Consider the following 25,216-nt stretch of genomic DNA (forward strand, 5'->3'; position numbering starts at 1 on the left):
TTCTCAGTCTTCTCGCGGGCCGGGGGGTGGGCGCGGTCAGCCGACCGCGCCCTCCATCTGGAGCTCGATCAGGCGGTTGAGCTCGAGGGCGTACTCCATCGGGAGCTCCTTGGCGATGGGCTCGATGAAGCCGCGCACGATCATCGCCATCGCCTCGTCCTCGGTCAGGCCGCGGCTCATCAGGTAGAAGAGCTGGTCCTCGCTGACCTTGGAGACGGTCGCCTCGTGGCCCATGTTGACGTCGTCCTCGCGGATGTCGACGTACGGGTACGTGTCCGAGCGCGAGATGGTGTCGACCAGCAGCGCGTCGCACTTGACCGTGCTGGCGCTGTGGTGCGAGCCGTCCATGACCTGCACCAGGCCGCGGTAGGAGGTGCGGCCGCCGCCGCGGGCGATGGACTTGCTGACGATCGTCGAGGACGTGTACGGCGCCGCGTGCACCATCTTGGCGCCGGCGTCCTGGTGCTGGCCCTCGCCGGCCATCGCGACGCTCAGCACCTCGCCCTTGGCGTGCGGGCCGGTCATGTAGACGGCCGGGTACTTCATCGTCACCTTGGAGCCGATGTTGCCGTCGATCCACTCCATGGTCGCGCCCTCCTCGCAGGTGGCGCGCTTGGTGACCAGGTTGTAGACGTTATTCGACCAGTTCTGGATGGTCGTGTACCGGCAGCGGGCGTTCTTCTTGACGATGATCTCGACGACCGCGCTGTGCAACGAGTCCGACGAGTAGATCGGCGCGGTGCAACCCTCGACGTAGTGCACGTACGCGCCCTCGTCGACGATGATCAGGGTCCGCTCGAACTGGCCCATGTTCTCGGTGTTGATCCGGAAGTACGCCTGCAGCGGGATCTCCACGTGCACGCCCTTGGGCACGTAGATGAACGAGCCGCCGGACCACACGGAGGTGTTCAGCGCGGCGAACTTGTTGTCGCCGACCGGGATGACCGTGCCGAAGTACTCCTTGAAGATGTCCTCGTGCTCCTTGAGAGCCGTGTCGGTGTCGAGGAAGACGACGCCCTGCTCCTCGAGGTCCTCACGGATCTTGTGGTAGACGACCTCGGACTCGTACTGCGCGGCGACGCCGGCCACGAGGCGCTGCTTCTCCGCCTCGGGGATGCCCAGCTTGTCGTAGGTCGCCTTGATGTCCTCGGGCAGGTCCTCCCAGCTGGTGGCCTGCTTCTCGGTGGAGCGCACGAAGTACTTGATGTTCTGGAAGTCGATGCCGGTGAGGTCGGCGCCCCAGTTCGGCATGGGCTTGCGGTCGAACAGGCGCAGGCCCTTGAGGCGCAGGTCGAGCATCCACTGCGGCTCGTTCTTCTTCGCGGAGATGTCGCGCACCACGGCCTCGGACAGACCGCGCTGCGCGGCGGCGCCCGCGACGTCGGCGTCGGCCCAGCCGTACTCGTACTTGCCAAGAGCGGCCAGGTGCTCTTCCTGAGTGACGATCTGGTCGGTCATTATCCGTTCCTAACCGTGGTGTGGTTATGGGGTGGGCACTGCGGGGCGGGGATGTGCGTGGTGCACACCCCGTCGCCGTGCGCGATGGTGGCGAGGCGCTGCACGTGGGTGCCGATGAGCCGCGAGATGACCGCGGTCTCGGCGTCGCACAGCTGGGGAAACTCGGCGGCCACGTGGGCCACCGGGCAGTGGTGCTGGCACAGCTGCCCGCCGGACGCGATCGTGGTCGCGTTGGCAGCGTAGCCCTCGGCGGTCAGCGCCTCCGCGAGTGCCTCCGCCCGGGCGAGCGGGTCGTCGCCGGCCTCCAGCAGCGCGGCCCGGCAGCGCTCCTCCAGCGCGGAGACCTGGGCGGCGGCGAAGGCGTCGACGGCCTCGGGGCCGCCGTGCTCGGCGATCCAGCGCAGGGCCGCGGTGGCGATGCCGTCGTAGAAGTGCGGGAAGCTCTCCCGGGCGGCGGCGGTGAGCACGAAGACCTTGGCCGGCCGGCCGCGCCCGCGCGGGCCGCGGCGGGGCGCCTCACGGACCTCGACGAGGGCGTCGGCGAGCATCGCGTCGAGGTGCTTGCGGATGGCGGCCGGGCTCAGGCCGAGCTCGGCGCCGAGCTCGGCCGCGGTGGCCGTGCCGCGCTCGAGCAGCAGCTGCGCAACCCGGTCCCGGGTGCGCCCGTCGACGCCTCTACCCTCGGCGGAGGGCGTGCGGGAGCCAGCGGCCGGAACGGCCACCTGACTGCTCCTCGACAGCACTCCGTTTTTCACTACGGCAACGTTACGTAATTCGTTCCGTGCCTGCAAACCGGCGCTCGGGTGATCCAGGACACCGCGCCCGGGAGGGCCCGGAGGTGGCGGTCGATTTCGGGCGTACGATCGCGGAGGTGAACGAGACCACCCTGCTGCGCCGTCTGGCCCTGGCGTCCCTGGTCGCCAACATCGGCCTGGTCGTGACCGGCGCGGCGGTCCGGCTGACCGGCTCCGGTCTCGGCTGCCCCACCTGGCCCAAGTGCACCGAGGCGTCGTACACGACCACCCGCGAGATGGGCGTCCACGGCGTCATCGAGTTCGGCAACCGGCTGCTCGGCATCGCGCTGGGCCTGATCGCCCTGGCCACCTTCATCGCGGCGCTGTGGCGCAAGCCCCGCCGCCGTCCGCTGGTCCTGCTCTCGCTCGCGGCCGGTCTGGGCATCCCGGGCCAGGGCGTCATCGGCGGCATCACGGTCCTGACGGACCTCAACCCGTGGGTGGTCGGCCTGCACTTCCTGCTCTCGATGGCCCTGATCTCGGTCACCTGGGCCCTCTGGCAGCGCACGAAGGAAGGCGACGCACCCACCCGGGTGCTGGTCGCCGCGCCGCTGCGGCACCTGGCCGGCCTGACCGCCCTGGTCAGCGCGGCGGTGATCGTGGTCGGGGTGATCGTCACGGGCAGCGGCCCGCACGCGGGCGACGAGGACGCCAAGCGCAACGGCCTCGACCCGGCGACCATCTCCCAGGTCCACGCCGACCTGGTCTTCCTGCTCCTCGGCCTCTCCGTGGCCCTCTGGTTCGCGCTGCGCGCGGCGAGCGCCCCGGCCCCGGCGATCCGGGCGGCAGCCGTCTTCGTCGCGGTGGAGCTCGCCCAGGGCCTGATCGGCTTCGTGCAGTACTTCACCCACCTGCCGGTCGTCCTGGTGGCAGCCCACATGCTCGGCGCGTGCCTCGTCTGGGTGGCCACCCTCAACACCCTCTGGCGCCTCCGCGACCGCCCCGCACCGGCGACACCCGAACCGGCCCTGCCCTCCGCCACGACCAAGGCGAGCAGGGCAGACGAGGCAGATCCCGCCCGGGTAGTGGCCTGACCCGACGGCCCCGGCCCACACGAAAGCGGCCCGGACATCGCCCGGGCCGCACCGAAAGATCAGGAAGAACTACCTCGCCATGCTGCGGCGGGACATCGAACGCCAGAGGTCGTTGCTGGGGCGCATCTGCTCCATGAGCTCGCGCTCCCACTCGTTCTCCACCTCGACGCCCGCGGTCTCGCAGGCCTTGCGGGCCACGTCCGTGCCGGCGGCGGCGAACTGGTCCGTCCACTCCCCGTCCTCGCCCACCAGGACGATGCGGGCACCACGCTTGCCGACGTACTCGATGACCGCCTTCGCGCCGCCGTGGCCGGAGGCGAACGACCGGATTTCCGCGGTCAGTGTCGTATCGGAACCTTCTGCCATGGGCAAAGCCTAGGCAGACTCGGGCCCGGAGCAAGTAACGACAGGTGCTTTTTGTGATGCCAATTACCTGCGGGTTTGGTGGATCAAGGCATTGGTATGACCGGATATCGTCCGATTTATACCCCAGGTCACGTCCACTCGATCGAGGGACGGAGTGTCACCGCCAGGGTCGAAAAAACGGGCATTGTGTGCGAGGGCACGCAATGGCGTCACTCAATGCGATCGCACACTTTGTGCGTCAGACGAGGGCGTCGACGGCGACCGCGATGAAGAGGATCGTCAGGTAGGTGATCGACCAGTGGAAGAGCCGCATGGCGTTGAGCGGCTCCCCGCGGCGCGAGCGACCGACCAGGCGGACGGCCTCGAGGAGGAACAGGGCACCCGCCAGCAGGGCCGTGCCGCCGTAGATCGGGCCCATGCCCAGCGGCCAGGCCGCCAGCGACGCCGCGACCGTCAGCACCGTGAAGATCAGGATCTCGGCGTCGACCCGGCGTGCCGAGCGGACCACGGGCAGCATCGGGATGCCGGCGCGGGCGTAGTCGTCCTTGTACTTGATGGCGAGCGGGTAGAAGTGCGGCATCTGCCAAAAGAAGACAACCGCAAAAAGCGCCCAGCCGATGGGTGCCACCGTGCCGGTCACCGCCGCCCAGGCGATGAGCACCGGGGCCGCGCCGCAGATGCCGCCCCAGAAGGTGTTCTGCGGGGTGCGCCGCTTGAGCCAGAGCGTGTAGACCACGTCGTAGTAGACGATCGCGGCCGCGGTCAGCGCCGTCGCCAGCCAGTTGGTGAACACGGCCATGAGCACGAGCGAGACCACGGCCAGGGACAGACCGAAGACCAGCACCGAGCGCGGCGTGAGGCTGTGCGTCGCCAGCGGGCGGCGCTTGGTGCGCCGCATGAGCTGGTCGATGTCGCGGTCGATGTAGCAGTTGAGCGCGCTGGCCGCGCCCGCGGCCAGCGAGCCACCGACCAGCACGACCGCCATCAGGCCCAGGTCGGGGCGCCCGCCGGCGGCGAACATCATCGCCGGGATGGTGGTCACCAGCAGGAGCTCGACGATCTGCGGCTTGGTCAGCGAGACGTACGCCATGAGCACGGCGCGGATGTCGCGGCGGGCCGGGGCGGCCGCCCGCGGCGCCGCCTCCCGGAGACCCGGCGACCGCCCCTGGACGGGACGCTCGGTGATCATGCTCACGGACAGCCACCTTCCGGCATCGGCGAGGGCGCATTTCGTCAGCCGTCACCGGTGCGGACGGGCTGGCACGTTCGGACAGCCTACGCGCAGCCCCAGGCGCTGCCCGGGCGACCCGTCGGGGGTGCACGGCGTCACAGCAACTGCCGGTGTGTCCGCTCTCAGCGTATGGGCCTGCGGCGTTCCCGCGGCGGTGGTTTACACGGACTGGATAGGGTCACTTTCGTAGGGATCCCACACCATGCCCGAGGAGATCGACCGACGTGGCTGCCACTGACGATTTGAACTGGTCCGACCTCGACCGCCGGGCGGTAGACACCGTCCGTGTGCTCGCCATGGACGCCGTCGAGAAATCCGGCAACGGTCACCCCGGCACGGCCATGAGCCTCGCGCCGGCCGCCTACCTCCTGTTCAACCGGGTGATGCGGCACGACCCCACCGACCCGCTGTGGGCCGGGCGGGACCGGTTCGTGCTCTCCTGTGGCCACTCCAGCCTCACCCTCTACATCCAGCTCTACCTCTCCGGCTACGGTCTCGCGCTCGACGACCTGGCCTCGCTGCGGCAGTGGGGCTCGCTGACCCCCGGCCACCCGGAGTACGGGCACACCCCGGGCGTCGAGGTCACCACCGGTCCGCTCGGCCAGGGCATCGGCAACGCCGTGGGCATGGCGATGGCGGCCCGCCGCGAGCGCGGCCTGTTCGACCCGGACGCCGCCGACGGCACCTCCGTCTTCGACCACCACGTCTTCGCGCTCTGCTCGGACGGGGACATCGAGGAGGGCGTCAGCCACGAGTCGAGCGCCGTCGCCGGCGTGCAGAAGCTCGGCAACCTCACGGTGATCTACGACGACAACGAGATCTCCATCGAGGACGACACCCGCATCGCCAAGAACGAGGACGTCGGCGCGCGCTACGCGGCCTACGGCTGGCACGTGCAGACGGTGGACTGGCGCCAGGGCGACCCCGACAAGGGCGAGTACCACGAGGACGTGGAGGCCCTCTACGCGGCGATCCAGGCCGCGAAGGCGGTCACCGACCGGCCGTCCTTCATCGTGCTGCGCACCATCATCGGCTGGCCCGCGCCGAACAAGCAGAACACCGGCAAGATCCACGGTTCGGCCCTGGGTGCCGAGGAGGTCGCGGCCACCAAGGAGATCCTGGGCTTCGACCCGAACGAGACGTTCGCCGTCGCCGACGAGGTGCTCCAGCACGCCCGCCAGGTCTCGGCCCGCGGCCGCGAGGCGCACGCCGAGTGGGACAAGGCCTTCGCGGCCTGGGCGGCCGGCAACGCCGACGGCAAGAAGCTGTACGACCGCCTCGCCGGGCGCGCGCTGCCCGAGGGCTGGGCCGCGGCGCTGCCCGAGTTCCCGGCCGACGACAAGGGCCTGGCCACCCGCGCCGCCTCCGGCAAGGTCCTCGAGGCCCTCGCGCCGGTCCTGCCCGAGCTGTGGGGCGGCTCGGCCGATCTGGCCGAGAGCAACAACACCACGATGAAGGGCGAGCCCTCGTTCATCCCGGCCGAGTACGCCACCAAGGCCTTCCCCGGCCACGAGTACGGCCGCACCCTGCACTTCGGCGTCCGCGAGCACGGCATGGGCTCGATCCTCAACGGCATCGCCGCGCACGGCGGCACCCGGCCGTACGGCGGCACGTTCCTGGTCTTCAGCGACTACATGCGCGGCGCCGTCCGGCTGTCGGCGCTGATGAAGCTGCCGGTCGTCTACGTGTGGACGCACGACTCCATCGGCCTGGGCGAGGACGGCCCCACCCACCAGCCGATCGAGACGCTCACCGCGCTGCGGGCCATCGTCGGCCTCGACGTGGTGCGCCCGGCGGACGCCAACGAGACCGCCTGGGCCTGGCGCGGCGCGCTGGAGCACACCGACCGCCCGACCGCCCTGGCGCTCTCCCGGCAGAACCTGCCGACCATCGACCGCAGCAAGTACGCGTCCGCGGAGGGCGTCCTCAAGGGCGGCTACATCCTCTCCGAGGCGTCCGGCGGCGAGCCGAAGGTGATCCTCATCGGCACCGGCTCCGAGGTGCAGTACTGCCTCACCGCGCAGGAGCGTCTGGAGGCCGAGGGCACCCCGACCCGGGTCGTGTCGATGCCCTGCCAGGAGTGGTTCTTCGAGCAGGACACGGCCTACCAGCAGCAGGTACTCCCCCGCGGCGTCAAGGCGCGCGTCGCCGTCGAGGCCGGCATCCGGATGAGCTGGGACCGCCTGATCGGCGACGCCGGCGAGGCCGTCAGCATCGAGCACTACGGCGCCAGCGCCCCGGCGAAGATCCTCTTCGAGCAGTTCGGCTTCACCGCGGACAACGTGGTGGCCAAGGCCAACGCCGCCCTCGCCAAGGTCGGCGAAATCACCGGTCACACGACCGGCAACTGAGCAATTGAGGTGGCTTCGCCGCGGTGCGGCGAAGCCACCGATGAAGGAGTGACAATGACCGACAGGCTTGCCGACCTTTCCGCCGCCGGCGTGGCGGTGTGGCTCGACGATCTCTCCCGGGTCCGCCTGCAGAGCGGCTCGCTGGACAAGATGCGCCGCGAGCAGAACGTGGTCGGCGTGACCACGAACCCGACCATCTTCGCCAAGGCGCTCTCCGACGCCGACGCCTACGACGAGCAGCTGCGCGACCTCGCCGCGCAGAAGGTCACCGTCGAGGAGGCGGTGCGGCTGCTCACCTCGTACGACGTGCGCTGGGCGTGCGACGTCATGAAGCCGGCGTACGACGCGTCCAACGGCGTCGACGGCCGGGTGTCCATCGAGGTCGACCCGCGCAGCGCGCACGAGACCGAGAAGACCATCGCCGAGGCGAAGACCTTGTGGTGGCTCGTCGACCGTCCGAACCTCTTCATCAAGATCCCGGCGACCGAGGCGGGCCTGCCGGCGATCACGGCGACGCTGGCCGCGGGCATCAGCGTCAACGTCACGCTGATCTTCTCGCTGGAGCGCTACCGGGCCGTCATGGACGCCTTCCTGGCGGGCATGGAGCAGGCCAAGGCGAACGGCCACGACCTCACCAAGATGGGCTCGGTCGCCTCGTTCTTCGTGTCCCGGGTGGATACCGAGATCGACAAGCGGCTCGACAAGATCGGCAGCGACGAGGCCAAGGCGCTGCGGGGCAAGGCGGCGATCGCCAACGCCCAGCTCGCGTACCAGGCGTACGCCGAGGTGTTCGGCTCGGAGCGCTGGCAGGCCCTGGCCGACGCGGGCGCGCACCCGCAGCGGCCGCTGTGGGCGTCGACCGGCACGAAGAACCCCGACTACAAGGACACCATCTACGTCGAGGAGCTGATCGCGCCCGGCACGGTCAACACCATGCCGGAGTCGGTCATCACGGCGTACCACGACCACGGCGAGACCCGGGGCGACACCGTGACCGGCTCGTACGCGGCCGCCCAGAAGGTCATGGACGACGTCGCCGCGATCGGCGTCGACCTGCCGGACGTCTTCCGGGTGCTCGAGAGCGAGGGTGTCGAGAAGTTCGAGGCCAGCTGGGCCGAGCTGGTCGCCGACATGAAGAAGTCGCTCGACGCCGCGGCGCGCTGACCGCCCGGCCCGCTCCCGGCGCGACGCCGCCGGGAGCGGGCGCCCGGTCGTTGTGGGTAACCCTGCGGTACGACGAAAAACTGGCAGGATGTGACACGTGGGTAATCCGCTGCGCACCGCACAGGACCGACGGCTTCCCAGGATCCCGGAGCCCTGCGCTCTGGTGATCTTCGGCGTCACCGGTGACCTGTCGCGGAAGAAACTGATCCCGGCCGTCTACGACCTCGCCAACCGGGGCCTGCTGCCGCCCGGCTTCGTGGTCCTCGGCTTCGCCCGGCGCGACTGGGGCGACGGCGACTTCGAGTCGCTGGCCTACGAGGCCGCCAAGAAGGGCGCCCGGACGCCGTGGCGTGAGGACGTCTGGCAGCGGCTGTCGAGCCAGTTCCAGTTCGTCCCCGGCTCGTTCGACGACGACGCCGCCTTCGACCACCTGGCGGCCACCCTGGACGAGCTGCGCGAGCGCAACGGCATCGCGGGCAACGCCGCCTTCTACTTCTCCATCCCGCCGGCCGCGTTCCCGCTGGTGCTCAACCAGCTGAACCGCACCGGGATGGCCGACAACGCCAAGTCCGGCGGCTGGCGCCGGGTCGTCGTCGAGAAGCCGTTCGGCAACGACCTGAAGACCGCCATGGCGCTCAACCAGCTCGTCGACGAGGTCTTCACGCCGGAGGACGTCTTCCGCATCGACCACTACCTCGGCAAGGAGACGGTCCAGAACATCCTGGCCCTGCGCTTCGCCAACAGCCTGTTCGAGCCGGTGTGGAACTCCAAGTACGTCGACTCGGTGCAGATCACCATGGCCGAGGACGTCGGCATCGGCACCCGCGCCGCGTTCTACGACTCCGCCGGCGCCGCCCGCGACGTGCTGCAGAACCACCTGCTGCAGCTGCTGGCGCTGGTGGGCATGGAGGAGCCGACGAGCTTCGACCCCAACGAGATCCGCGCCGAGAAGCTCAAGGTGCTCAAGGCGATCAGCCTGCCGGCGGACATCGCCGCCGGCTCGGTGCGCGGGCAGTATCTGCAGGGCTGGGTGGCCGGCGAGCGCGCGGTGGGCTACCAGGAGGAGAAGGGCGTGCCGCAGGGCTCCACCACGGAGACCTACGTCGCGGTGCGCCTGGGCATCCAGAACCGCCGCTGGGCCGGCGTCCCGTTCTACGTCCGGGTGGGCAAGCGGATGCCGCGCCGGGTGACCGAGATCGCCATCCTCTTCAAGCGCGCGCCGCACCTGCCGTTCGACCCGGCCGACGTCGAGATGCTCGGCAACAACCAGCTCGTCATCCGGGTCCAGCCCGACGAGGGCGTGGTGCTGAAGTTCGGCTCCAAGGTGCCGGGCACCACCATGGAGGTCCGGGACATCGCGATGGACTTCCAGTACGGCGAGGCGTTCACCGAGTCCAGCCCGGAGGCGTACGAGCGGCTGGTGCTCGACGTGCTCGTGGGCGACCGGACGCTGTTCCCGGACGCCGCCGAGGTGGAGCAGAGCTGGCGCGTCGTCGATCCCCTCGAGGAGGCCTGGACCGGCACCCAGCCGGAGCCGTACCGCGCCGGCGAGTGGGGTCCGCGCGCTTCGGACGAGATGCTGGCCCGCGAGGGCCGGGCTTGGAGGCGGGCATGATCGGCTTGTGGGACACCACCGGCACCGAGGTCGTCAAGGCGCTCGCGGCCGAGCGGCGCAGCGCCGGCGGCGTGGCCTCCGGCCTGGCCCTCACCCTGGTCGCCGTGGTGGAGGAGAAGAAGGTCCGCGAGGCGGAGGCCGCCGCCACCATCGCGGCGTCCGCCCACCCGTGCCGCCTGCTCATCGTGGTCCGCTCCGATCTGGAGGGCCGCAGCCGGCTGGACGCGGAGATCGTCGTGGGCGGGCGGCTGGGCCCGGCCGAGGCCGTCGTGATGCGCATGTACGGCCGCCTCGCCCTGCACGCCGAGTCGGTGGTCATGCCGCTGCTCGCCCCGGACGTGCCGGTGGTGACGTGGTGGCACGGTGAGCCGCCGGACGTCATCGCCAACGACTTCCTCGGCGTCGTCGCGGACCGCCGCATCACCGACAGCAAGCTCGCCGCGGACCCGGTCGCCGCCCTGCGGCAGCGGGCGGTCGACTACGCGCCCGGTGACACCGACCTGACCTGGACCCGCATCACGCTGTGGCGCACGCTGGTGGCGGGCGCGTTCGACACCACCGACGAGCGGGTCACCGGCGCCACGGTCGTCGCCCCGGCCGACGACCCCACCGCCGCCCTGATGTGCGGGTGGCTGAAGTCCCGGCTGGGCATCGAGCCGACGTGGGAGTACACCGACCGGGCCCCGCGCATGCACTCGGTGCAGCTCTCCTGCGCCAACGGCGACTGCGTCACGGTCACCCGCGAGGAGGGCACGGCGCTGTTCAGCCGCACCGGGCAGGAGCCGCGTTACATGCCGCTGCCGAAGCGGCCGGTCGGCGACGAGCTGGCCGAGGAGCTGCGCCGGCTGGACGCCGACCAGATCTACGGCGAGGCGCTGGGCGCCATGGCCGGCCTGCCCGGCCTCGACCGCAAGCCGGCGATGCGCGTCCACGTGTGGAAGGACCCGGCGCTGGCGGCCCGCGAGGAGGCCGGTGCCATGGCGGGCCCCGGCGGTTCCGCCGCCTGAGTCACTAAGATCGACGGGGCCGCTCCGCCGTTGCGCGCGGGCGGCCCCGCCGTCCGGGTAGCCGGCCCGGCGCGGGGCGCCGAGGTGCTGAGGAGTCCGATGAGCGAGACCGTTGTCGTGGTAGTTCCGGACGCCGACATCCTGGCGTCGGTGGTGGCGGCCCGGCTGGTCACCGCGATCGTCGACGCGCAGGCGGTGCGCGGCCGGGCGGACGTGGTGCTGACCGGCGGCCGGGTCGCGGCGAAGGTGCTGCGTGCCGTCGGGGACCTGCCGGCGGCGGCCGCCGTCGACTGGTCCCGGGTCGACCTGTGGTGGGGTGACGAGCGCTTCCTGCCCTCCGGCGACCCCGACCGCAACGAGACCCAGGCCCGCGAGGCCCTGCTGGACAGCCTGCCCCTGGTTCCGGAGCGGGTGCACGCGATGCCGCCGGCGGACGGCCCGGACGGCGACGACGCGGCGGCCGCGGCGGCCCGCTACGCCCACGACCTCGCGGCCGGCGGCGCCACCTTCGACGTGCTCATGCTCGGCGTCGGCGAGGACGGGCACGTGGCCTCGCTGTTCCCCGGCCACCCGGACGCGACCGCCGAGGGCACGGTCACGGCGGTGCACGACAGCCCCAAGCCGCCGCCCACCCGCATCTCGCTCACCATGCCGGCGATCCGGTCGGCGGCAGAGGTCTGGCTGGTGGCGGCCGGGCCGGACAAGGCCGCCGCGGTCGGCGCCGCCCTCAGCGGTGACGCCTCCCTCCCGGCGGCCCGGGCGACCGGCGCGGCGAAGACGGTGTGGCTGCTGGACACGGCGGCGGCCGCCAAGCGCTGAACGAGACGAAAAAAGCCGCCCCGCGGTCTGCGGGGCGGCTCTCGTGTGTCCGGGTTCAGGACATCAGCAGCGTCGGGAGCTTCTCGAACAGCTGCGTCGTGTACGTCATCATCTCGTGCAGCATCCAGTTGCCCGAGAACAGCATCGCCGCACCCACCGCGATCGCCTTCGGCACGAACGACAGCGTCGCCTCCTGGATCTGCGTCACCGACTGGAACAACGAGATCGCGAAGCCGATCAGCAACGCCGTCAGCAGCACCGGCGCGCTCATCTTCGCCGCGATGGTCATGGCCTGCAGTCCCAGCTCAACGATCTGCGTGTCCGTCATGCCATCCTCTTCGGGCCCCCCGCGGATCCACCGAGTGCACAACGGGCGCACGACGGTTGCAGTCAGGTTCGCGCCGGCGGAATCCTCAAGTCAGGCCCGGGACGAGATCTGCTGCACCGCCCAGCCGTTGCCGTCGGGGTCGCTGAAGAAGAGGAACCCGACGTTGTCCAGCGGGTCCGGCGTGGGGCGGGGGTTCTCCCCGACCTTCTGCACGTCGCTGACCGGCACGCCGCGGGCCACCAGCTCGGCGTGCGCCCGGTTGATGTCCGGCACCACCAGTTGCAGGCCCCTCAGCGACCCCGGCACCATCTCCGGCACCACGCCGCGACCGATGACGATCGAGCAGCCGGAGCCGGGCGGGGTGAGCTGCACGATCCGCGCGTCGTCGCCGATGACGGTGTCGTGGTCGACGACGAAGCCGAGCTTGCCGGCGTAGAACTCCTTCGCCCGGTCGATGTCCGAGACCGGAACGATCACCACTTCCAGCGTCCAGTTCACCGGCCCATCCTGACAGGTACGCGGACCGCCCGGGGACCCCTCGCGGACGTCACGGCGACGAGGTGGGCGAGACGTTGTCCGGGCCGCCCGTCGGAAACCCGCTGTCCGACGGCGACGGGACCGACGGACCGGGCGATCCCGAGGGGTCCACCGGCCCCGGTCCGCCGGACGGATCCCACGACGGCTGCCCGGACGGATCCCACGACGGCTGCCCGGACGGATCGAGCGGACCCGGCGCGGCCGGGGCGTTCGGCGCCGGGCCGGAGCCGTCGTTCCCCCGGGGGAGGAGGGCGGCGCCGACGACGGCGAGCGCGAGGGCCATGCCCACCGCCGCCGCCACCAGGCGCCACCGCAGGGCCGGAATCCGCCGCCCGGGCGACATCGCGGTCGGCGGGACGGCGGGTGCCAGAGCGTCGGCCGTGACCGCGCGCGCCCGCGCCTCCAGCGCCGCCCGCAACCGCTCCTCGAGCGCGCTCATCGCCGCTCTCCCAGCAGGCCGCGCAGGAGGGTCAGCGCCCGGTGTGCGGTCGACTTCACGGTGCCCCGGGACACGTCCAGCACGTTGGCGATCTCTTGTTCCGACATCTCCGACCAGTAGCGCAGCACCATCACCTGACGCTGCCGTACCGTCAGCTTCGCTAGTGCCGCCAGCACCTCGTGGTCTCCCTCGCTCAGCAGCATCTGGTCCTCGGCGGCCGGCACGGTGCCCGCCGGCGGCGGCACGTACGCCCGCGCGGTGCGGCGGCGCCGCAACGCCGAGCGCGCCGCGTTCATCACCCCGGAGGTGAGGTAGGCGTCGGGGTCCTCGACGGAGCGCAGGTGCGCGCCGTGCCGCCGGAAGAGCGACGCGAACACGTCCTGCACGATGTCCTCGGCCGTGCCCAGGTCGTCGACCATGAGCACGGCCAGCCGCACCAGCCTCAACCGGCGTGCGTGGTACAGCTGGTTGATCGCCGGGGGCCCGGACGACGCCGTGCCCCGGACCGGCGCCGGGGATCCGGACAACGCGGAACGCCACCACCGCAGCAGGGGGCGGGCCAGGGGCAGAGCGAGAGACATGGGGCGCGGCCTGGGGTCAGCGGGTCCGGGTGGGCGACGGTACCGCGCTGGGTCCAATCGTCGTCGGCGTCACGTCCGGCCCGGGGACGGCGGATCCGCTCGGCATCGGCTCGGCGGCGGGTCCGCTCGGCATCGGGCACGGCGGGTACGACGGCGACGGCATCGGAATCTCGAGCCACGCCGACGACGAGGGCATCGGCGTTGCGGGCCACGCCGACGACGAGGGCATCGGCGTTGCGGGCCACGCCGACGACGAGGGCATCGGCGTTGCGGGCCACGCCGACGACGAGGGCATCGGCGTTGCGGGCCACGCCGAGGCCGAGGGGCCTTCGGGGCCGGGCGACGGCAGTCCCTCGCCCTCGCAGGGCAGGTCGCCGGCCGGCGGACTGGGCTGCACGCCCGGCGCCGGGCGCGGCCCGGTCGCCCCGGCGAACGCGGTGGCGGCATAGCCTCCCCCGAGCAGGACGAGGGCGGACACGGCGACGGTGTACGTGGCGGTACGGGCGGTCAGACGCATCGGGCGACTCCACGGCTCGGTGACGAGGTCTCACCGGGAGGGACGCGCGACGGCGGAAAAGGTTGGCGCCGAAATGGTGACGCAGGACACAGATCTTGGCCGCCTAGACTTCCGTAAGTGCAGCCTGTGATCCGCCCATTCCGTTCGAGTGACCTCGACGCCGTGTACGACATCTGCGTCCGCACCGCCGACGCGGGTGGCGACGCCCGTGGCCGCTACTTGTCCGACCGGCTCATGGGCGACATCTTCGCCGCGCCCTACGTCGTCCTGGAGCCCGAGCACGCCCACATCCTCGACGACGGCACCGGCACGGCGGTCGGCTACGTGCTCGGCACGGCCGACACCGCACGCTTCGCCCGCCGCTACCGCGACGAGTGGCTGCCCGCGACGGCCGGGCGCTACCCGGCGCCGAACGACCCGCCGGTGACACCGGACGACGAGATGCTGGCCCTGCACCACCACCCGGAGCACATGATCGTGCCCGAGCTGGCGGACTATCCGGCCCACCTGCACATCGACCTGCTGCCCGGCTGGCAGGGCAGGGGCTGGGGGCGGAGCCTGATCGGCAGGTTCCTGCGGGGACTCCGCGCGGCCGGCGTGCCCCGCGTCCACCTGGGCATGGCGTCCGCGAACACCGCGGCGAGAGCCTTCTACCGCCGCCTCGGCTTCGTCGAGCTGGACGTGCCGGGGGCAGCCACGGTCACCTACCTGGGCCGCGACACGACCCCGGTGTAGACCTACTCCCCGCGCCGCTGCCGGACCTTCGCGAGCGCCTCGGCCAGGATCGCCGCCCCGTCAGCCTCCGAGCGCCGCTCCTTCACGTACGCAAGGTGGGACTTGTAGGGCTCGACCCGCATCCGGCCCGGCGGGTTGGCCGGGTCGAGGCCGGCCGGCTGGCCGCACCGGGTGCAGTCCCAGGTCTCGGGCGGGGGTGCGTCGGCGGCGAACCGCACCTCCACCTCGTGCCCGCCCGAGCACCAATACCTCACCTCCCGGCAGGGTGCGAGCTCGCTGCGCTCATCGGGGCGCATCGGGCTGGAGCCGATGCGGCTGCCGCGGATGGCACTGCCACTGGACACGGATGTGACTCCTGTCTTTCAGGGGCGGTACAGCTTGTTCGAGGGCGATACAGCGGGAAAAACAACCGCGCGGCCCGGAAAACACCGGACCGCGCGGCAGAGTCTACGACTCCCTCAGGCGCCTCAGGAAGGGTTGTTGACGAACCGTAAGAAGCTGGTCGTTCTCAGGCGGCCTGGGCGAGCTTCAGCCAGAGGCCGAGGCCGACGATGCAGGCGAACCACACGATGCCCACCAGCACGGTGTAACGGTCGAGGTTCTTCTCCGCGACCGAGGAGCCGGCCAGGCTGGAGGTGACGCCGCCGCCGAACATGCTGGACATGCCGCCGCCCTTGCCGCGGTGCAGCAGGATCAGCAGGGTCAGCAGGATGCTGGTGATGATCAGCAACACGATCAACGTGTACGCGAACGCGATCGGCATGGTCCGGTCATTCCTCTCGAAGGGCACTGCAGCGCCACCACAATAGCGGGCGCAGGAGGAACCAGCCGCCCTGGGGCGGCCGGTTTCGCACGACGGACCATCGCGGGCCGTGCGCGCGGAACCAGGCCATGAGGATGGGGCGGCCGGTTCCTCATCTTAGAGCTCAGCGCTGGACGTGCTCGCGGAACCGGACGATCGAGGCGAACTCCTCGGCGTCCAGGCTCGCGCCGCCGATCAGCGCCCCGTCGACGTCCGGCTGCGCCATGATCGCGGCGATGTTCGCCGCCTTCACGGAGCCGCCGTACTGGATCCGCACCGCGTCGGCCGTCTCGGCGCCGTACTTCTCGGCGAGCCGCGCCCGGATGGCGCCGCACACCTCCTGCGCGTCCTCGGGCGTGGCGGTCTTGCCGGTGCCGATCGCCCACACCGGCTCGTACGCGATGACGATGCTCTTGACCTGCTCGGCCTTGAGCCCGTCGAGGGCGCCGTCGAGCTGGGTGCAGCAGTGCGCGACCTGCCCGCCGGCCTCGCGGATCTCCAGCCCCTCGCCCACGCAGAGGATGGGCGTGAGCTCGTTGGCGAGCGCCGCCTTCACCTTCGCGTTGACCAGGGCGTCGTCCTCGCCGTGGTACTCGCGGCGCTCGGAGTGCCCGACCACCACGTAGGAGCAGCCCAGCTTGGCGAGCATCGCGCCGGAGATCTCACCGGTGTACGCGCCGCCCTTGTGCTGCGACAGGTCCTGGGCGCCGTACCCGATCTTCACCTTGTCGCCGTCGATCGCCGTCTGCACGCTGCGCAGGTCGGTGTACGGCGGCAGCACGACCGCCTCGACGTCGGTGAGCTGCTGCTCGGTGAGGCTGGCGGCCAGCTTCTGCACCAGGAGGATCGCCTCGAGGTGGTTGAGGTTCATCTTCCAGTTGCCGGCCATGATCGGCCGGCGGGTGACGTCCGTCATGCTCAGCTCTCCAGCGCGGCGAGACCCGGCAGGGTCTTGCCCTCGAGGTACTCCAGCGACGCGCCGCCGCCGGTCGAGATGTGTCCGAACGCGGACTCGTCGATGCCCAGCGTGCGCACGGCCGCGGCCGAGTCGCCGCCGCCCACCACGGAGAAGCCGTCGATCTTCGTGATCGCCTCGGCCACGCCCCGGGTGCCGGCCGCGAACGGCGCCAGCTCGAACACGCCCATCGGCCCGTTCCAGAACACGGTCTTCGCCGACCCGATGGCCTCGGCGAACAGCGCCACCGACCGCGGACCGATGTCCAGCCCCAGCCGATCAGCCGGAATTTCCGAAATGTCGGAGATGTCGTGCTCCGCGTCCGCGGCGAACGCGGTCGCCGCGACGACGTCCACCGGCAGCACGATCCGGCCTTCGGCCGACGCCAGCAGCTCCGCGCAGGTGGAGATCATCTCCTCTTCGAGCAGCGACTTGCCGACCTCGTGGCCCTGGGCCTTGAGGAAGGTGAAGCACATGCCGCCACCCACGAGCAGCTTGTCCACCTTGGGCAGCAGCGCCTTGATCACGGCAAGCTTGTCGGAGACCTTCGAGCCGCCGAGCACCACCACGTAGGGCTGCTCCGGGCTCTCGGTCACCCGCCGCAGCACCTCGACCTCGCGCCGCACCAGGCCGCCGGCGAAGTGCGGGAGCCGGGCCGGCACGTCGTACACCGAGGCGTGCTTGCGGTGCACCGCGCCGAACGCGTCGTCGACGTACGCGTCGGCGAACGCGGCCAGCTGGTCGGCGAACGCGCCCCGCTCGGCGTCGTCCTTCGCGGTCTCCCCCGCGTTGAAGCGCAGGTTCTCCAGCAGCAGCACCTGGCCGTCGGCCAGGGCCGCGACCGACTCCGAGGCCGAGGCACCCACGGTGTCGGAGGCGAAGACCACCGGGTTGCCGAGCAGCTCACCGAGGCGGGTGGCGACCGGCGCCAGGGTGAACTTGGGGTCCGGGGCGCCCTTGGGGCGTCCCAGGTGCGAGCACACGATCACGCGGGCACCCGCGTCGCGCAGCGCCACCAGCGTCGGCAGGACCGCGCGGATGCGGCCGTCGTCGCTGATGACCGTGGGGTCGCTCTTGTCGAACGGGACGTTCAGGTCGGCGCGCACCAGCACGCGCCGACCCGACACACCCTCGCCGAGCAGGTCGTCGAGAGCCTTCACGAGACTCAGCCGACCAGCTTGACCAGGTCGACGAGGCGGTTCGAGTAGCCCCACTCGTTGTCGTACCAGCCGACGACCTTGACCTGGTTGCCGATGACCTTGGTGAGGCCGGCGTCGAAGATGCACGACGCCGGGTCGGTGACGATGTCCGCCGACACGATCGGGTCCTCGGTGTAGGTCAGGATGCCCTTGAGCGGGCCCTCCGCGGCGGCCTTGATCGCGGCGTTGACCTCGTCCACCGAGGTCTCCTTGCCGGCCTGGAAGGTCAGGTCGGTGGCCGAGCCGGTCGGGATCGGCACGCGCATCGCGAAGCCGTCCAGCCGGCCCTTGAGCTCCGGCAGCACCAGGCTGACAGCCTTGGCGGCACCGGTCGAGGTGGGCACCACGTTGAGCGCGGCGGCGCGGGCGCGGCGCAGGTCCTTGTGCGGGCCGTCCTGCAGGTTCTGGTCCTGCGTGTAGGCGTGGATCGTGGTCATCAGGCCACGCTCGATGCCGATCGTGTCGTTGAGGACCTTCGCCATCGGCGCGAGGCAGTTGGTGGTGCAGGAAGCGTTCGAGATGACCGTGTGCTGCGCGGCGTCGTACAGGTTGTCGTTGACGCCCATCACGATCGTGATGTCCTCGTTCTTGGCCGGCGCCGAGATGATGACCTTCTTCGCGCCCTTGTCGACGTGCGTCTTGGCCTTGGTGGCGTCGGTGAAGAAGCCGGTCGACTCGATGACCACGTCCGCGCCCAGGTCGCCCCACGGCAGGTTCTGCGGGTCCCGCTCGGCGAACGCCTTGAAGGTCTTGCCGGCCACGGTGATCTCGTCGGCGGTGGCCTTCACCTCGTGCGGCAGGCGGCCCAGGATGCTGTCGTACTTCAGCAGGTGAGCCAGCGTGGCGTTGTCGGTGAGGTCGTTGACGCCCACGATCTCGATGTCCGCGCCGGAGGCGAGCACGGCCCGGAAGAAGTTACGGCCGATACGGCCGAAGCCGTTGATGCCAACCCGGATGGTCACAGGTCGATCTCCTCGTTTCGGTCCGCCGGGCTCTGCGACCGGCGGAGGTGTGCGTGCCGCGCTTGCCGTTGAAAACCGCGTCGGTGGCGGCGTCCCGGCGCGTCCCTGCCGTGCTGCCGGCACCGTCGCCGTCCACCAAGACCCTAGCCGAGGAGGTCGGTCGCCCTCGCGTCGGGGCGCAACCTTATCGTTACTTCAGGCCCCTTCCGGGATACGGGCACACGAGTGCACAAAAGCCACACCGACCGCACCTGATCAGGGCGAAGGCGCCGTCGTGGTCCGGGCCGCGGCGCGCTGCCGGCCCGGGCGCCGGCCACCGAACCGGGCGCAGCACCCATATCGGCCCTACGCTGAGGCGTATGGGCCTTCACCCCGGCACATCCCTGGACGTCCCCGCCCTGATCGGCGCCCTCACGCTGGAGGAGAAGGCCGCGCTGCTCGACGGCGCCGACTTCTGGCGTACACCCGCGGTGGAGCGCCTGGGCATCCCCGCGCTGACCCTCACCGACGGCCCGCACGGCCTGCGCAAGCAGGCCGGCGAGGCGGACCACCTGGGCCTGAACGACAGCGTCCCGGCGACCTGCTTCCCGCCCGCCGCCGGCCTCGCGTCCAGCTGGGATCCCGAGCTGCTGACCCGCGTCGGCGCCGCCCTCGGCCGGGAGTGCCGGGCGGCGGAGGTCGCCGTCCTGCTCGGCCCGGGCGTCAACATGAAGCGCTCGCCGCTGTGCGGGCGCAACTTCGAGTACTTCTCCGAGGACCCGCTGCTCGCCGGCGAGCTCGGCGCGGCGCTGGTGGACGGCGTGCAGAGCCAGGGCGTCGGCACGTCGCTGAAGCATTTCGCGGCGAACAACCAGGAGACCGACCGGATGACGGTCTCCGCCGACGTGGACGAGCGGACGCTGCGCGAGATCTACCTGCCGGCCTTCGAGCGGATCGTCACGGGGTCGCAGCCGTGGACGGTCATGTGCGCGTACAACCGGATCAACGGCACGTACGCGAGCGAGGATCCCTGGCTGCTCACCACGGTCCTGCGCGACGAATGGGGCTTCCGCGGCCTGGTCGTCTCCGACTGGGGCGCGGTCCACCGCCGCGACGCGGGCCTGGCCGCGGGCCTGGACCTGGAGATGCCCTCCTCCGGCGGCGCCGGCACCCGGATCATCCTGGACGCCGTGCGCGCCGGCACCCTGAGCGAGAAGGACGTCGACCGCGCCGCCACCCGGGTCCTCGAGCTGGTCGGCCGGGCACTGCGGGCGCTCGGCCCGGGACAGGGCTTCGACGCCGCCGCGCACCACGCCCTGGCCCGCGAGGCGGCGACGGCCAGCGCCGTACTGCTCAAGAACGACGGCATCCTGCCGCTGCCCCGCACCGGCGGCCCGATCGCGGTGATCGGCGAGTTCGCCCGTACGCCCCGGTTCCAGGGCGCCGGCTCCTCGCAGGTCAACCCGACCCGCGTCGACACCGCCCTGGACGCGCTGCGCGACGCCCTCGACGGCGCCCGCGAGGTCGTCTTCGCCCCCGGCTTCACGGGCGAGTCCGGCGCGGCCGATGCCGCCCTGATCGAGGAGGCGGTCCGCGCCGCCGCCGGCGCCGAGGTGGCCGTGGTCTTCCTGGGGCTGCCGCCGGCGGCCGAGTCCGAGGGCTACGACCGCACCCACCTGGATCTGCCCGCCGGCCAGGTCGCGCTGCTGCACGCCGTCGCCGACGCGAACCCCCGGGTCGTGGTGGTGCTCTCCAACGGCTCGGTCGTCACCGTGGCACCGTGGCAGGACCGCGCCGGCGCCGTGCTGGAGGGCTGGCTCCTCGGCCAGGCCGGCGGCGCCGCCACCGCGGACCTGCTGCTCGGCACCGCCGCACCGGCCGGCCGGCTCGCCGAGACCATCCCGGTGCGCTACGAGCACAACCCCGCGATCGGCGCCTTCCCCGGCGAGCACGGCCACGTCCGGTACGGCGAGGGCCTGCTGATCGGCTACCGCTGGTACGACGCGCACCGGCTGCCGGTGGCGTACCCGTTCGGGCACGGGCTGTCGTACACGTCGTTCGCGTACGGCGACCTGGCGGTCACCGTGGACGGCCGCAGCGTGCGGGTGACGGTGACGGTGACCAACACCGGCGCGCGCCCCGGCACGGAGGTCGTCCAGGTGTACGTGACCGACCCCGTGGCCGGGGTCTACCGGCCCGAGCAGGAGCTGCGCGGCTTCGCCCGCGTCACGCTCGCGCCCGGCGAGAGCCGCGCGGTGACGGTGTCCCTCGGCGACCGGGCGTTCGCCTACTGGCACCCGGTGCTACGGCGCTGGACGGTCGAGGGAGGCGCCTTCGGCATCCGTGTCGGGGCGTCGTCGCGCGACATCCGCCTGGAGACCACGATCGAGCTCCCCGGCGACGACCTGACCACCCCGCTCACCCCGGGGGCGACGGTGGACGCCTGGCTCGCCCACCCGGCCGCCGGTGCCTGGCTCCGCGAACGGCTGGGCGACGACCTCGTCGAGGCCATGTTCCTCGACCCGGCGAACGGCCGGATGATGCGGGCGATCCCGCTGCAGCGGCTCTCCCGCTTCCCCGGCTTCCCGGTCACCGAACCTCAGGTGGAAGAGGCAGCAGCCCGCTTCGCCTGACGCCGCCCGGTACTAGCAGGCCATCATCTCCGGGGTGACCGCCGCCTCGGTGTCGGGGATGCCCAGGTCGCGGGCGCGCTTGTCGGCCAGGGCGAGCAGGCGCCGGATCCGGCCGGCGATGGCGTCCTTGGTCAGCGGCGGGTCGGCGAGCGCGCCCAGCTCCTCCAGGCTCGCCTGGCGGTGCTCCAGCCGCAGCCGGCCGGCCGAGGTCAGGTGGTTCGGCGCCTCGTCGGCGAGGATCTCCAGGGCGCGGGTCACCCGGGCCGCCGCCGCCACCGCCGCGCGGGCCGAGCGGCGCAGGTTGGCGTCGTCGAAGTTGGCAAGGCGGTTCGCCGTCGCGCGCACCTCCCGGCGTACCCGGCGCTCCTCCCAGGCGAGCACGCTCGCGTGCGCGCCGATCCGGGTGAGCAGCGCGGCGATCGCGTCCCCGTCCTTGATCACGACCCGGTCGACGCCGCGCACCTCGCGCTCCTTGGCGGTGATGCCGATCCGGCGGGCGGCGCCGCGCAGCGCCAGGGCCGCCTCCGGGCCCGGGCAGGTGATCTCCAGCGCGCTGGAACGGCCGGGCTCGGTCAGCGAGCCGTGGGCCATGAAGGCTCCGCGCCAGGCCGCGACGGCGCAGCAGACGTTGGCGGAGACGACGTGCGGGGGCAGGCCGCGCACCGGACGGCCCCGGACGTCGAGCAGGCCGGTCTGCCGCGCGAGCGCCTCGCCGTCCTTGACGATCCGGACGATGTAGTGGCTGCCCTTGCGCAGGCCGCCCGAGGCGAGGACGTGCACTTCGCTCGGGTAGCCGTACACGTCGGCGATCTCGCGCCGCAGCCGCCGGGCGACGGCGCCGGTGTCCAGCTCGGCCTCGACGACCACCCGGCCGGAGACGATGTGCAGGCCGCCGGCGAAGCGCAGGAGGGCGGCCATCTCCGCACGGCGGCAGCACGGCTTGGGTACGTCGACCCGGCTCAGCTCGTCCTTGACCGCTGCCGTCATCGCCATCTCGAAGTCACCTCATGCTGTTCTTGCGGTCTTCTTACGCGGTCTGTGTGTCGTGCCGGCCCGTCGCCGACTGCTGGACCCCTCGCCCGGTGCTCGCCGATCCCATAGCCAGTTGCTTAACGATCGGGGCCCAGGAGCGGCACCAACGCACTGCCCAACGACTCAGGATCATGCTTGGGACTGCCGTCCGCAACGGCGAGCGGCGCGAGTACCAGCCGCGCCCCGAGCGCCTCGGCGGCATGGTGCACCGGATCCGGCTCGCCGACCCACTTGGCGTCGGCGAGCACGACGTCGATCCGCAGCTCCGGCAGGTACCAGTGGAGGGCGTCGAGATGCTCGGCCACGGAGAGCCCGAGCGTCTCGTTGTCGGCGGCGAGGTTCATCGTCACGAGCCGCCGTGCCGGACTGGCCACGATCGCGGCGGCCAGCTCGGGCACCAGCAGGTGCGGAAGCACGCTGGTGTACCAGCTCCCCGGCCCGAAGATCAGCCAGTCGGCGTCCCGGATCGCGTCCAGCGCCGCCTGGCAGGCGGGCGGCGACGGGGGCACGATCCGCACCGCCTCGACATGCCCGGAAGCGATCGCGACGGCATGCTGCCCCCGCACGGTCACGACGTCCCCGGGCCGCGCCGGATCGGCGCCCCGCACATCGGCCTCGATCCCGACCGCGTGCGACGCCATGGGCAGCACCCGCCCCTGCGCGCCGACCATCTTCCCGGCATGCGCGAGCGCCTCGACGGGATCGTCCATGAGCTCAAGGAGCCCGAGCAGCAGCAGGTTGCCGACGGCATGCCCGGCAAGGGGGTCGTGCTTGCCCCCGAGCGAGGCGATCCGGCGATCGACGTTCCCCCAGCCGTCCTTCCCACCGACCTCGCCGGCGCTCGCTCCCCCGGCCGCTGCCGCCCCATCGCCCGCTTCGTCCCGCTGGCCCGGTTCGTCCCGCGCGCCAGCTTCGTCCTGCTGGCCCGGTTCGTCCTGCGCGCCCGCTTCGTCCTGCTGACCTGGTTGACCCCGCTGGCCCGGTTCGTCCTGCTGACCTGGTTCGCCGCGCTCGCCCGCTTCGTCACCGGCTGGCGTCGCCGCCGTCGCTCCTTGGCGGCGGTCCGGGTTGCCGACCGGCGCGAACCGGTGCTGCATGAGCCGCACGGTCGTCTGGTGGGCGGGATCGTCATCGGCGAGGGCGGCCAGCGCCATCCGCAGGTCACCCGGAGGAAGCTGGGCATCCCGCTCGGCCCGCAGCCGTCCGCTCGACCCCCCGTTGTCGCCGACGGTGACGACCGCGGTGATGTCGACCTGCAGCCGCGGCGAACAGAGCCGCAGCGCCCGCAGCGAGGCGGCCAGCCCGTGCCCGCCGCCGAACGCCACCACCTTGACCGGCCGGCGCTCCTGACCCGACGGTCCCGCATCCCCCGCCGCGGTCGGCCGGCGCACCTCGCCCGGCGGCCCCGCGTGGCCCGCCTCGGTCGGCCGGCGCGCGTCGCCCGGCGGCCCCGCGTGGCCCGCCTCGGTCGGCCGGCGCGCGTCGCCCGGCGGCCCCGCGTGGCCCACCTCGGTCGGCCGGCGCGCGTCGTCGGACGGGCCGGCGTGCTGCGCCGTCACTCCCGGCCCAGGTCGCGGTGCGACGAGTGGGCGGACAGGCGGATGTCGCACAGACGGGTGGTCAGCTCCTCCGCGATGGCCACGCTGCGGTGCTTGCCGCCGGTGCAGCCGACCGCCACCGTGAGGTAGCGCTTGCCCTCCCGCTCGAAGCCGGGCGCGGTCGACGCGATCAGGTCGGCGTAGGTGGCGACGAAGTCGCTCGCGCCCTCCTGGCCCAGCACGTAGCTGCTGACGCCCTGTTCCATGCCGGTGTGGTCGCGCAGCTCGGGCACCCAGAACGGATTAGGGAGGAACCGGGCATCCATCACATAGTCGGCATCGGGCGGCAGGCCGTACTTGAAGCCGAAGGACAGCACGGTGATCCGCAGCTTGCGCGCGTCCTCCCCGCCGAACAGCTCCTCGACGCGGCGGCGCAGCTGGTTGACGTTGAGGTGGCTGGTGTCGATGATCACGTCGGCCTGCTCGCGGGCCTCCTCGAGCAGCTTGCGCTCGGCGGCGATCCCGTCGGCGAGGCGGCCGTCGCCCTGCAGCGGGTGCGAGCGGCGCACCGACTCGAAGCGCCGGATCAGCACCTCGTCGTCGGCGTCGACGAAGACCACCCGCGGCGAGAAGCCGCGCTCCTTGAGCGCCCGGACGGCGCCGGCCAGGTCCGTGGAGAAGGCCCGGCTGCGCACGTCCAGCACCATCGCCGTACGCCGCGCGGCGCCACCGGCCTCGAAGGCGAGCTGGGCCATGTCCAGCATCAACGCCTGAGGAAGGTTGTCGACGACATAGAAGCCGACGTTCTCCAGGGCGCGGGCGACCGTGCTGCGACCGCCACCGGACACCCCGGTCACCACCACGAGATCGGTGGCGGCCTCGTCGGGAGACGGCTCCGGAGCGAACTCCGGCATCGACTCGGTCACGCACTCCTCCTGCACCGCACCGTTTGCCCCACCCGGCCGGGTGGACACTGCATCCTAGGCCGACGGACCCGCGGGAGCCCGCCGGACATCATGTCCGGTACCCGATCCAGGTGCCCCGGGGGACCCCCGACCGCCGCGACTCACCGTCTGACCCAACGCGGCACCCGCCTGTCGCTATTCCACCTTTTCCCAGCTCACGAGCCACTCCAGCGGA

The 25,216-nt window shown here is 71.9% G+C and carries 25 protein-coding genes; 9 read left to right on the plus strand and 16 right to left on the minus strand.

Annotated features, from left to right (window positions below; genetic code table 11):
• Positions 1–36: 36 nt before the first annotated feature.
• Both sufB and IEY99_RS09895 read right to left on the minus strand, forming a co-directional pair.
• On the minus strand, positions 37–1,458 hold the full coding sequence (sufB, locus tag IEY99_RS09890) for a Fe-S cluster assembly protein SufB (RefSeq protein ID WP_189201612.1): 1,422 nt from the start codon (positions 1,456–1,458) through the stop codon (positions 37–39).
• A complete protein-coding gene (locus tag IEY99_RS09895; RefSeq protein ID WP_373293312.1) occupies positions 1,458–2,213 on the minus strand; it encodes a helix-turn-helix transcriptional regulator in 756 nt (251 codons plus the stop codon). Before IEY99_RS09895 ends, sufB begins: the two co-directional genes overlap by 1 nt.
• 116 nt (positions 2,214–2,329) lie before the next feature.
• On the opposite strand from IEY99_RS09895, the gene IEY99_RS09900 reads away from it, so the two are divergent.
• Entirely contained in the window at positions 2,330–3,286 is a 957-nt protein-coding gene (locus IEY99_RS09900; protein ID WP_229798418.1) for a COX15/CtaA family protein, read from the plus strand.
• Positions 3,287–3,355: 69 nt separating this feature from the next.
• Here IEY99_RS09900 and IEY99_RS09905 read toward each other — a convergent pair whose 3' ends face one another.
• Together IEY99_RS09905 and IEY99_RS09910 are read right to left on the minus strand one after the other, a co-directional pair.
• Positions 3,356–3,652: a hypothetical protein gene (locus tag IEY99_RS09905; RefSeq protein ID WP_189201616.1), complete on the minus strand. Its 297-nt coding sequence runs from the start codon at positions 3,650–3,652 to the stop codon at positions 3,356–3,358.
• Between the two features lie 238 nt (positions 3,653–3,890).
• A complete protein-coding gene (locus IEY99_RS09910) occupies positions 3,891–4,841 on the minus strand; it encodes a heme o synthase (protein ID WP_189202182.1) in 951 nt (316 codons plus the stop codon).
• A gap of 338 nt (positions 4,842–5,179) precedes the next feature.
• Between IEY99_RS09910 and tkt the strand changes: the two genes are divergently transcribed.
• The 5 genes from tkt (at position 5,180) to pgl (ending at position 11,839) form a co-directional block, all read left to right on the plus strand.
• Positions 5,180–7,234, plus strand: coding sequence for a transketolase (tkt, locus tag IEY99_RS09915; RefSeq protein ID WP_229798493.1), 2,055 nt, complete (start codon positions 5,180–5,182; stop codon positions 7,232–7,234).
• 54 nt (positions 7,235–7,288) lie between these two features.
• The gene (gene tal, locus IEY99_RS09920; RefSeq protein ID WP_189201620.1) at positions 7,289–8,398 is read left to right on the plus strand and encodes a transaldolase; all 1,110 of its coding nucleotides are present in this window, start codon (positions 7,289–7,291) and stop codon (positions 8,396–8,398) included.
• Positions 8,399–8,495: 97 nt separating this feature from the next.
• Positions 8,496–10,013 (plus strand): glucose-6-phosphate dehydrogenase, encoded by a 1,518-nt coding sequence (zwf, locus tag IEY99_RS09925; protein WP_189201622.1) that lies wholly within the window; start codon positions 8,496–8,498, stop codon positions 10,011–10,013.
• Positions 10,010–11,020 (plus strand): glucose-6-phosphate dehydrogenase assembly protein OpcA, encoded by a 1,011-nt coding sequence (locus IEY99_RS09930; protein WP_189201624.1) that lies wholly within the window; start codon positions 10,010–10,012, stop codon positions 11,018–11,020. Before zwf ends, IEY99_RS09930 begins: the two co-directional genes overlap by 4 nt.
• 99 nt (positions 11,021–11,119) lie before the next feature.
• Entirely contained in the window at positions 11,120–11,839 is a 720-nt protein-coding gene (gene pgl, locus IEY99_RS09935) for a 6-phosphogluconolactonase (RefSeq protein WP_189201626.1), read from the plus strand.
• Positions 11,840–11,894: 55 nt separating this feature from the next.
• Here the strand turns inward: pgl and fliQ are convergent, their stop codons facing one another.
• The 4 genes from fliQ to IEY99_RS09955 form a co-directional block, all read right to left on the minus strand.
• Positions 11,895–12,167 carry a flagellar biosynthesis protein FliQ gene (gene fliQ, locus IEY99_RS09940; protein ID WP_189201628.1) on the minus strand — a complete coding sequence of 91 codons (273 nt, stop codon included), beginning with the start codon at positions 12,165–12,167 and terminating at the stop codon, positions 11,895–11,897.
• Between the two features lie 90 nt (positions 12,168–12,257).
• Positions 12,258–12,665, minus strand: a complete 408-nt coding sequence (locus tag IEY99_RS09945; RefSeq protein WP_189201630.1) for a VOC family protein — start codon at positions 12,663–12,665, stop codon at positions 12,258–12,260.
• A gap of 49 nt (positions 12,666–12,714) precedes the next feature.
• A complete protein-coding gene (locus IEY99_RS09950) occupies positions 12,715–13,143 on the minus strand; it encodes a hypothetical protein (protein WP_189201631.1) in 429 nt (142 codons plus the stop codon).
• Positions 13,140–13,724 (minus strand): RNA polymerase sigma factor, encoded by a 585-nt coding sequence (locus IEY99_RS09955; protein ID WP_189201633.1) that lies wholly within the window; start codon positions 13,722–13,724, stop codon positions 13,140–13,142. The genes IEY99_RS09950 and IEY99_RS09955 overlap by 4 nt, the downstream gene beginning before the upstream one ends.
• A 29-nt stretch (positions 13,725–13,753) precedes the next feature.
• Between IEY99_RS09955 and IEY99_RS09960 the strand changes: the two genes are divergently transcribed.
• Both IEY99_RS09960 and IEY99_RS09965 read left to right on the plus strand, forming a co-directional pair.
• Complete coding sequence (locus IEY99_RS09960; RefSeq protein ID WP_189201636.1) at positions 13,754–14,173, plus strand: hypothetical protein; 420 nt, start codon at positions 13,754–13,756, stop codon at positions 14,171–14,173.
• Between the two features lie 185 nt (positions 14,174–14,358).
• The gene (locus IEY99_RS09965; protein ID WP_189201638.1) at positions 14,359–14,976 is read left to right on the plus strand and encodes a GNAT family N-acetyltransferase; all 618 of its coding nucleotides are present in this window, start codon (positions 14,359–14,361) and stop codon (positions 14,974–14,976) included.
• A 2-nt stretch (positions 14,977–14,978) separates the two neighbouring features.
• Here IEY99_RS09965 and IEY99_RS09970 read toward each other — a convergent pair whose 3' ends face one another.
• From IEY99_RS09970 to gap, 5 genes are all read right to left on the minus strand, one after another.
• Positions 14,979–15,320, minus strand: coding sequence for an RNA polymerase-binding protein RbpA (locus IEY99_RS09970; RefSeq protein WP_189201640.1), 342 nt, complete (start codon positions 15,318–15,320; stop codon positions 14,979–14,981).
• Between the two features lie 164 nt (positions 15,321–15,484).
• Positions 15,485–15,739 carry a preprotein translocase subunit SecG gene (gene secG / locus IEY99_RS09975; protein ID WP_189201642.1) on the minus strand — a complete coding sequence of 85 codons (255 nt, stop codon included), beginning with the start codon at positions 15,737–15,739 and terminating at the stop codon, positions 15,485–15,487.
• Between the two features lie 163 nt (positions 15,740–15,902).
• Positions 15,903–16,694: a triose-phosphate isomerase gene (gene tpiA / locus IEY99_RS09980; protein WP_189201644.1), complete on the minus strand. Its 792-nt coding sequence runs from the start codon at positions 16,692–16,694 to the stop codon at positions 15,903–15,905.
• A gap of 2 nt (positions 16,695–16,696) precedes the next feature.
• Positions 16,697–17,893, minus strand: coding sequence for a phosphoglycerate kinase (locus tag IEY99_RS09985; protein ID WP_189201646.1), 1,197 nt, complete (start codon positions 17,891–17,893; stop codon positions 16,697–16,699).
• A gap of 5 nt (positions 17,894–17,898) precedes the next feature.
• Positions 17,899–18,894, minus strand: a complete 996-nt coding sequence (gene gap, locus IEY99_RS09990) for a type I glyceraldehyde-3-phosphate dehydrogenase (protein WP_189201648.1) — start codon at positions 18,892–18,894, stop codon at positions 17,899–17,901.
• Positions 18,895–19,253: 359 nt separating this feature from the next.
• Between gap and IEY99_RS09995 the strand changes: the two genes are divergently transcribed.
• Positions 19,254–21,506, plus strand: coding sequence for a glycoside hydrolase family 3 C-terminal domain-containing protein (locus IEY99_RS09995; protein WP_189201650.1), 2,253 nt, complete (start codon positions 19,254–19,256; stop codon positions 21,504–21,506).
• A 12-nt stretch (positions 21,507–21,518) separates the two neighbouring features.
• On the opposite strand, the gene whiA is transcribed toward IEY99_RS09995, so the two are convergent.
• The 3 genes from whiA to rapZ form a co-directional block, all read right to left on the minus strand.
• Positions 21,519–22,499, minus strand: coding sequence for a DNA-binding protein WhiA (whiA, locus tag IEY99_RS10000; RefSeq protein ID WP_130511592.1), 981 nt, complete (start codon positions 22,497–22,499; stop codon positions 21,519–21,521).
• 116 nt (positions 22,500–22,615) lie between these two features.
• Positions 22,616–23,863: a gluconeogenesis factor YvcK family protein gene (locus IEY99_RS10005; RefSeq protein WP_373293313.1), complete on the minus strand. Its 1,248-nt coding sequence runs from the start codon at positions 23,861–23,863 to the stop codon at positions 22,616–22,618.
• Between the two features lie 230 nt (positions 23,864–24,093).
• On the minus strand, positions 24,094–24,990 hold the full coding sequence (gene rapZ / locus IEY99_RS10010; protein WP_189202186.1) for an RNase adapter RapZ: 897 nt from the start codon (positions 24,988–24,990) through the stop codon (positions 24,094–24,096).
• Positions 24,991–25,216: the final 226 nt, after the last annotated feature.

This window comes from Couchioplanes azureus, from assembly GCF_014648355.1.
Classification (GTDB): Bacteria; Actinomycetota; Actinomycetes; order Mycobacteriales; family Micromonosporaceae; genus Actinoplanes; species Actinoplanes azureus.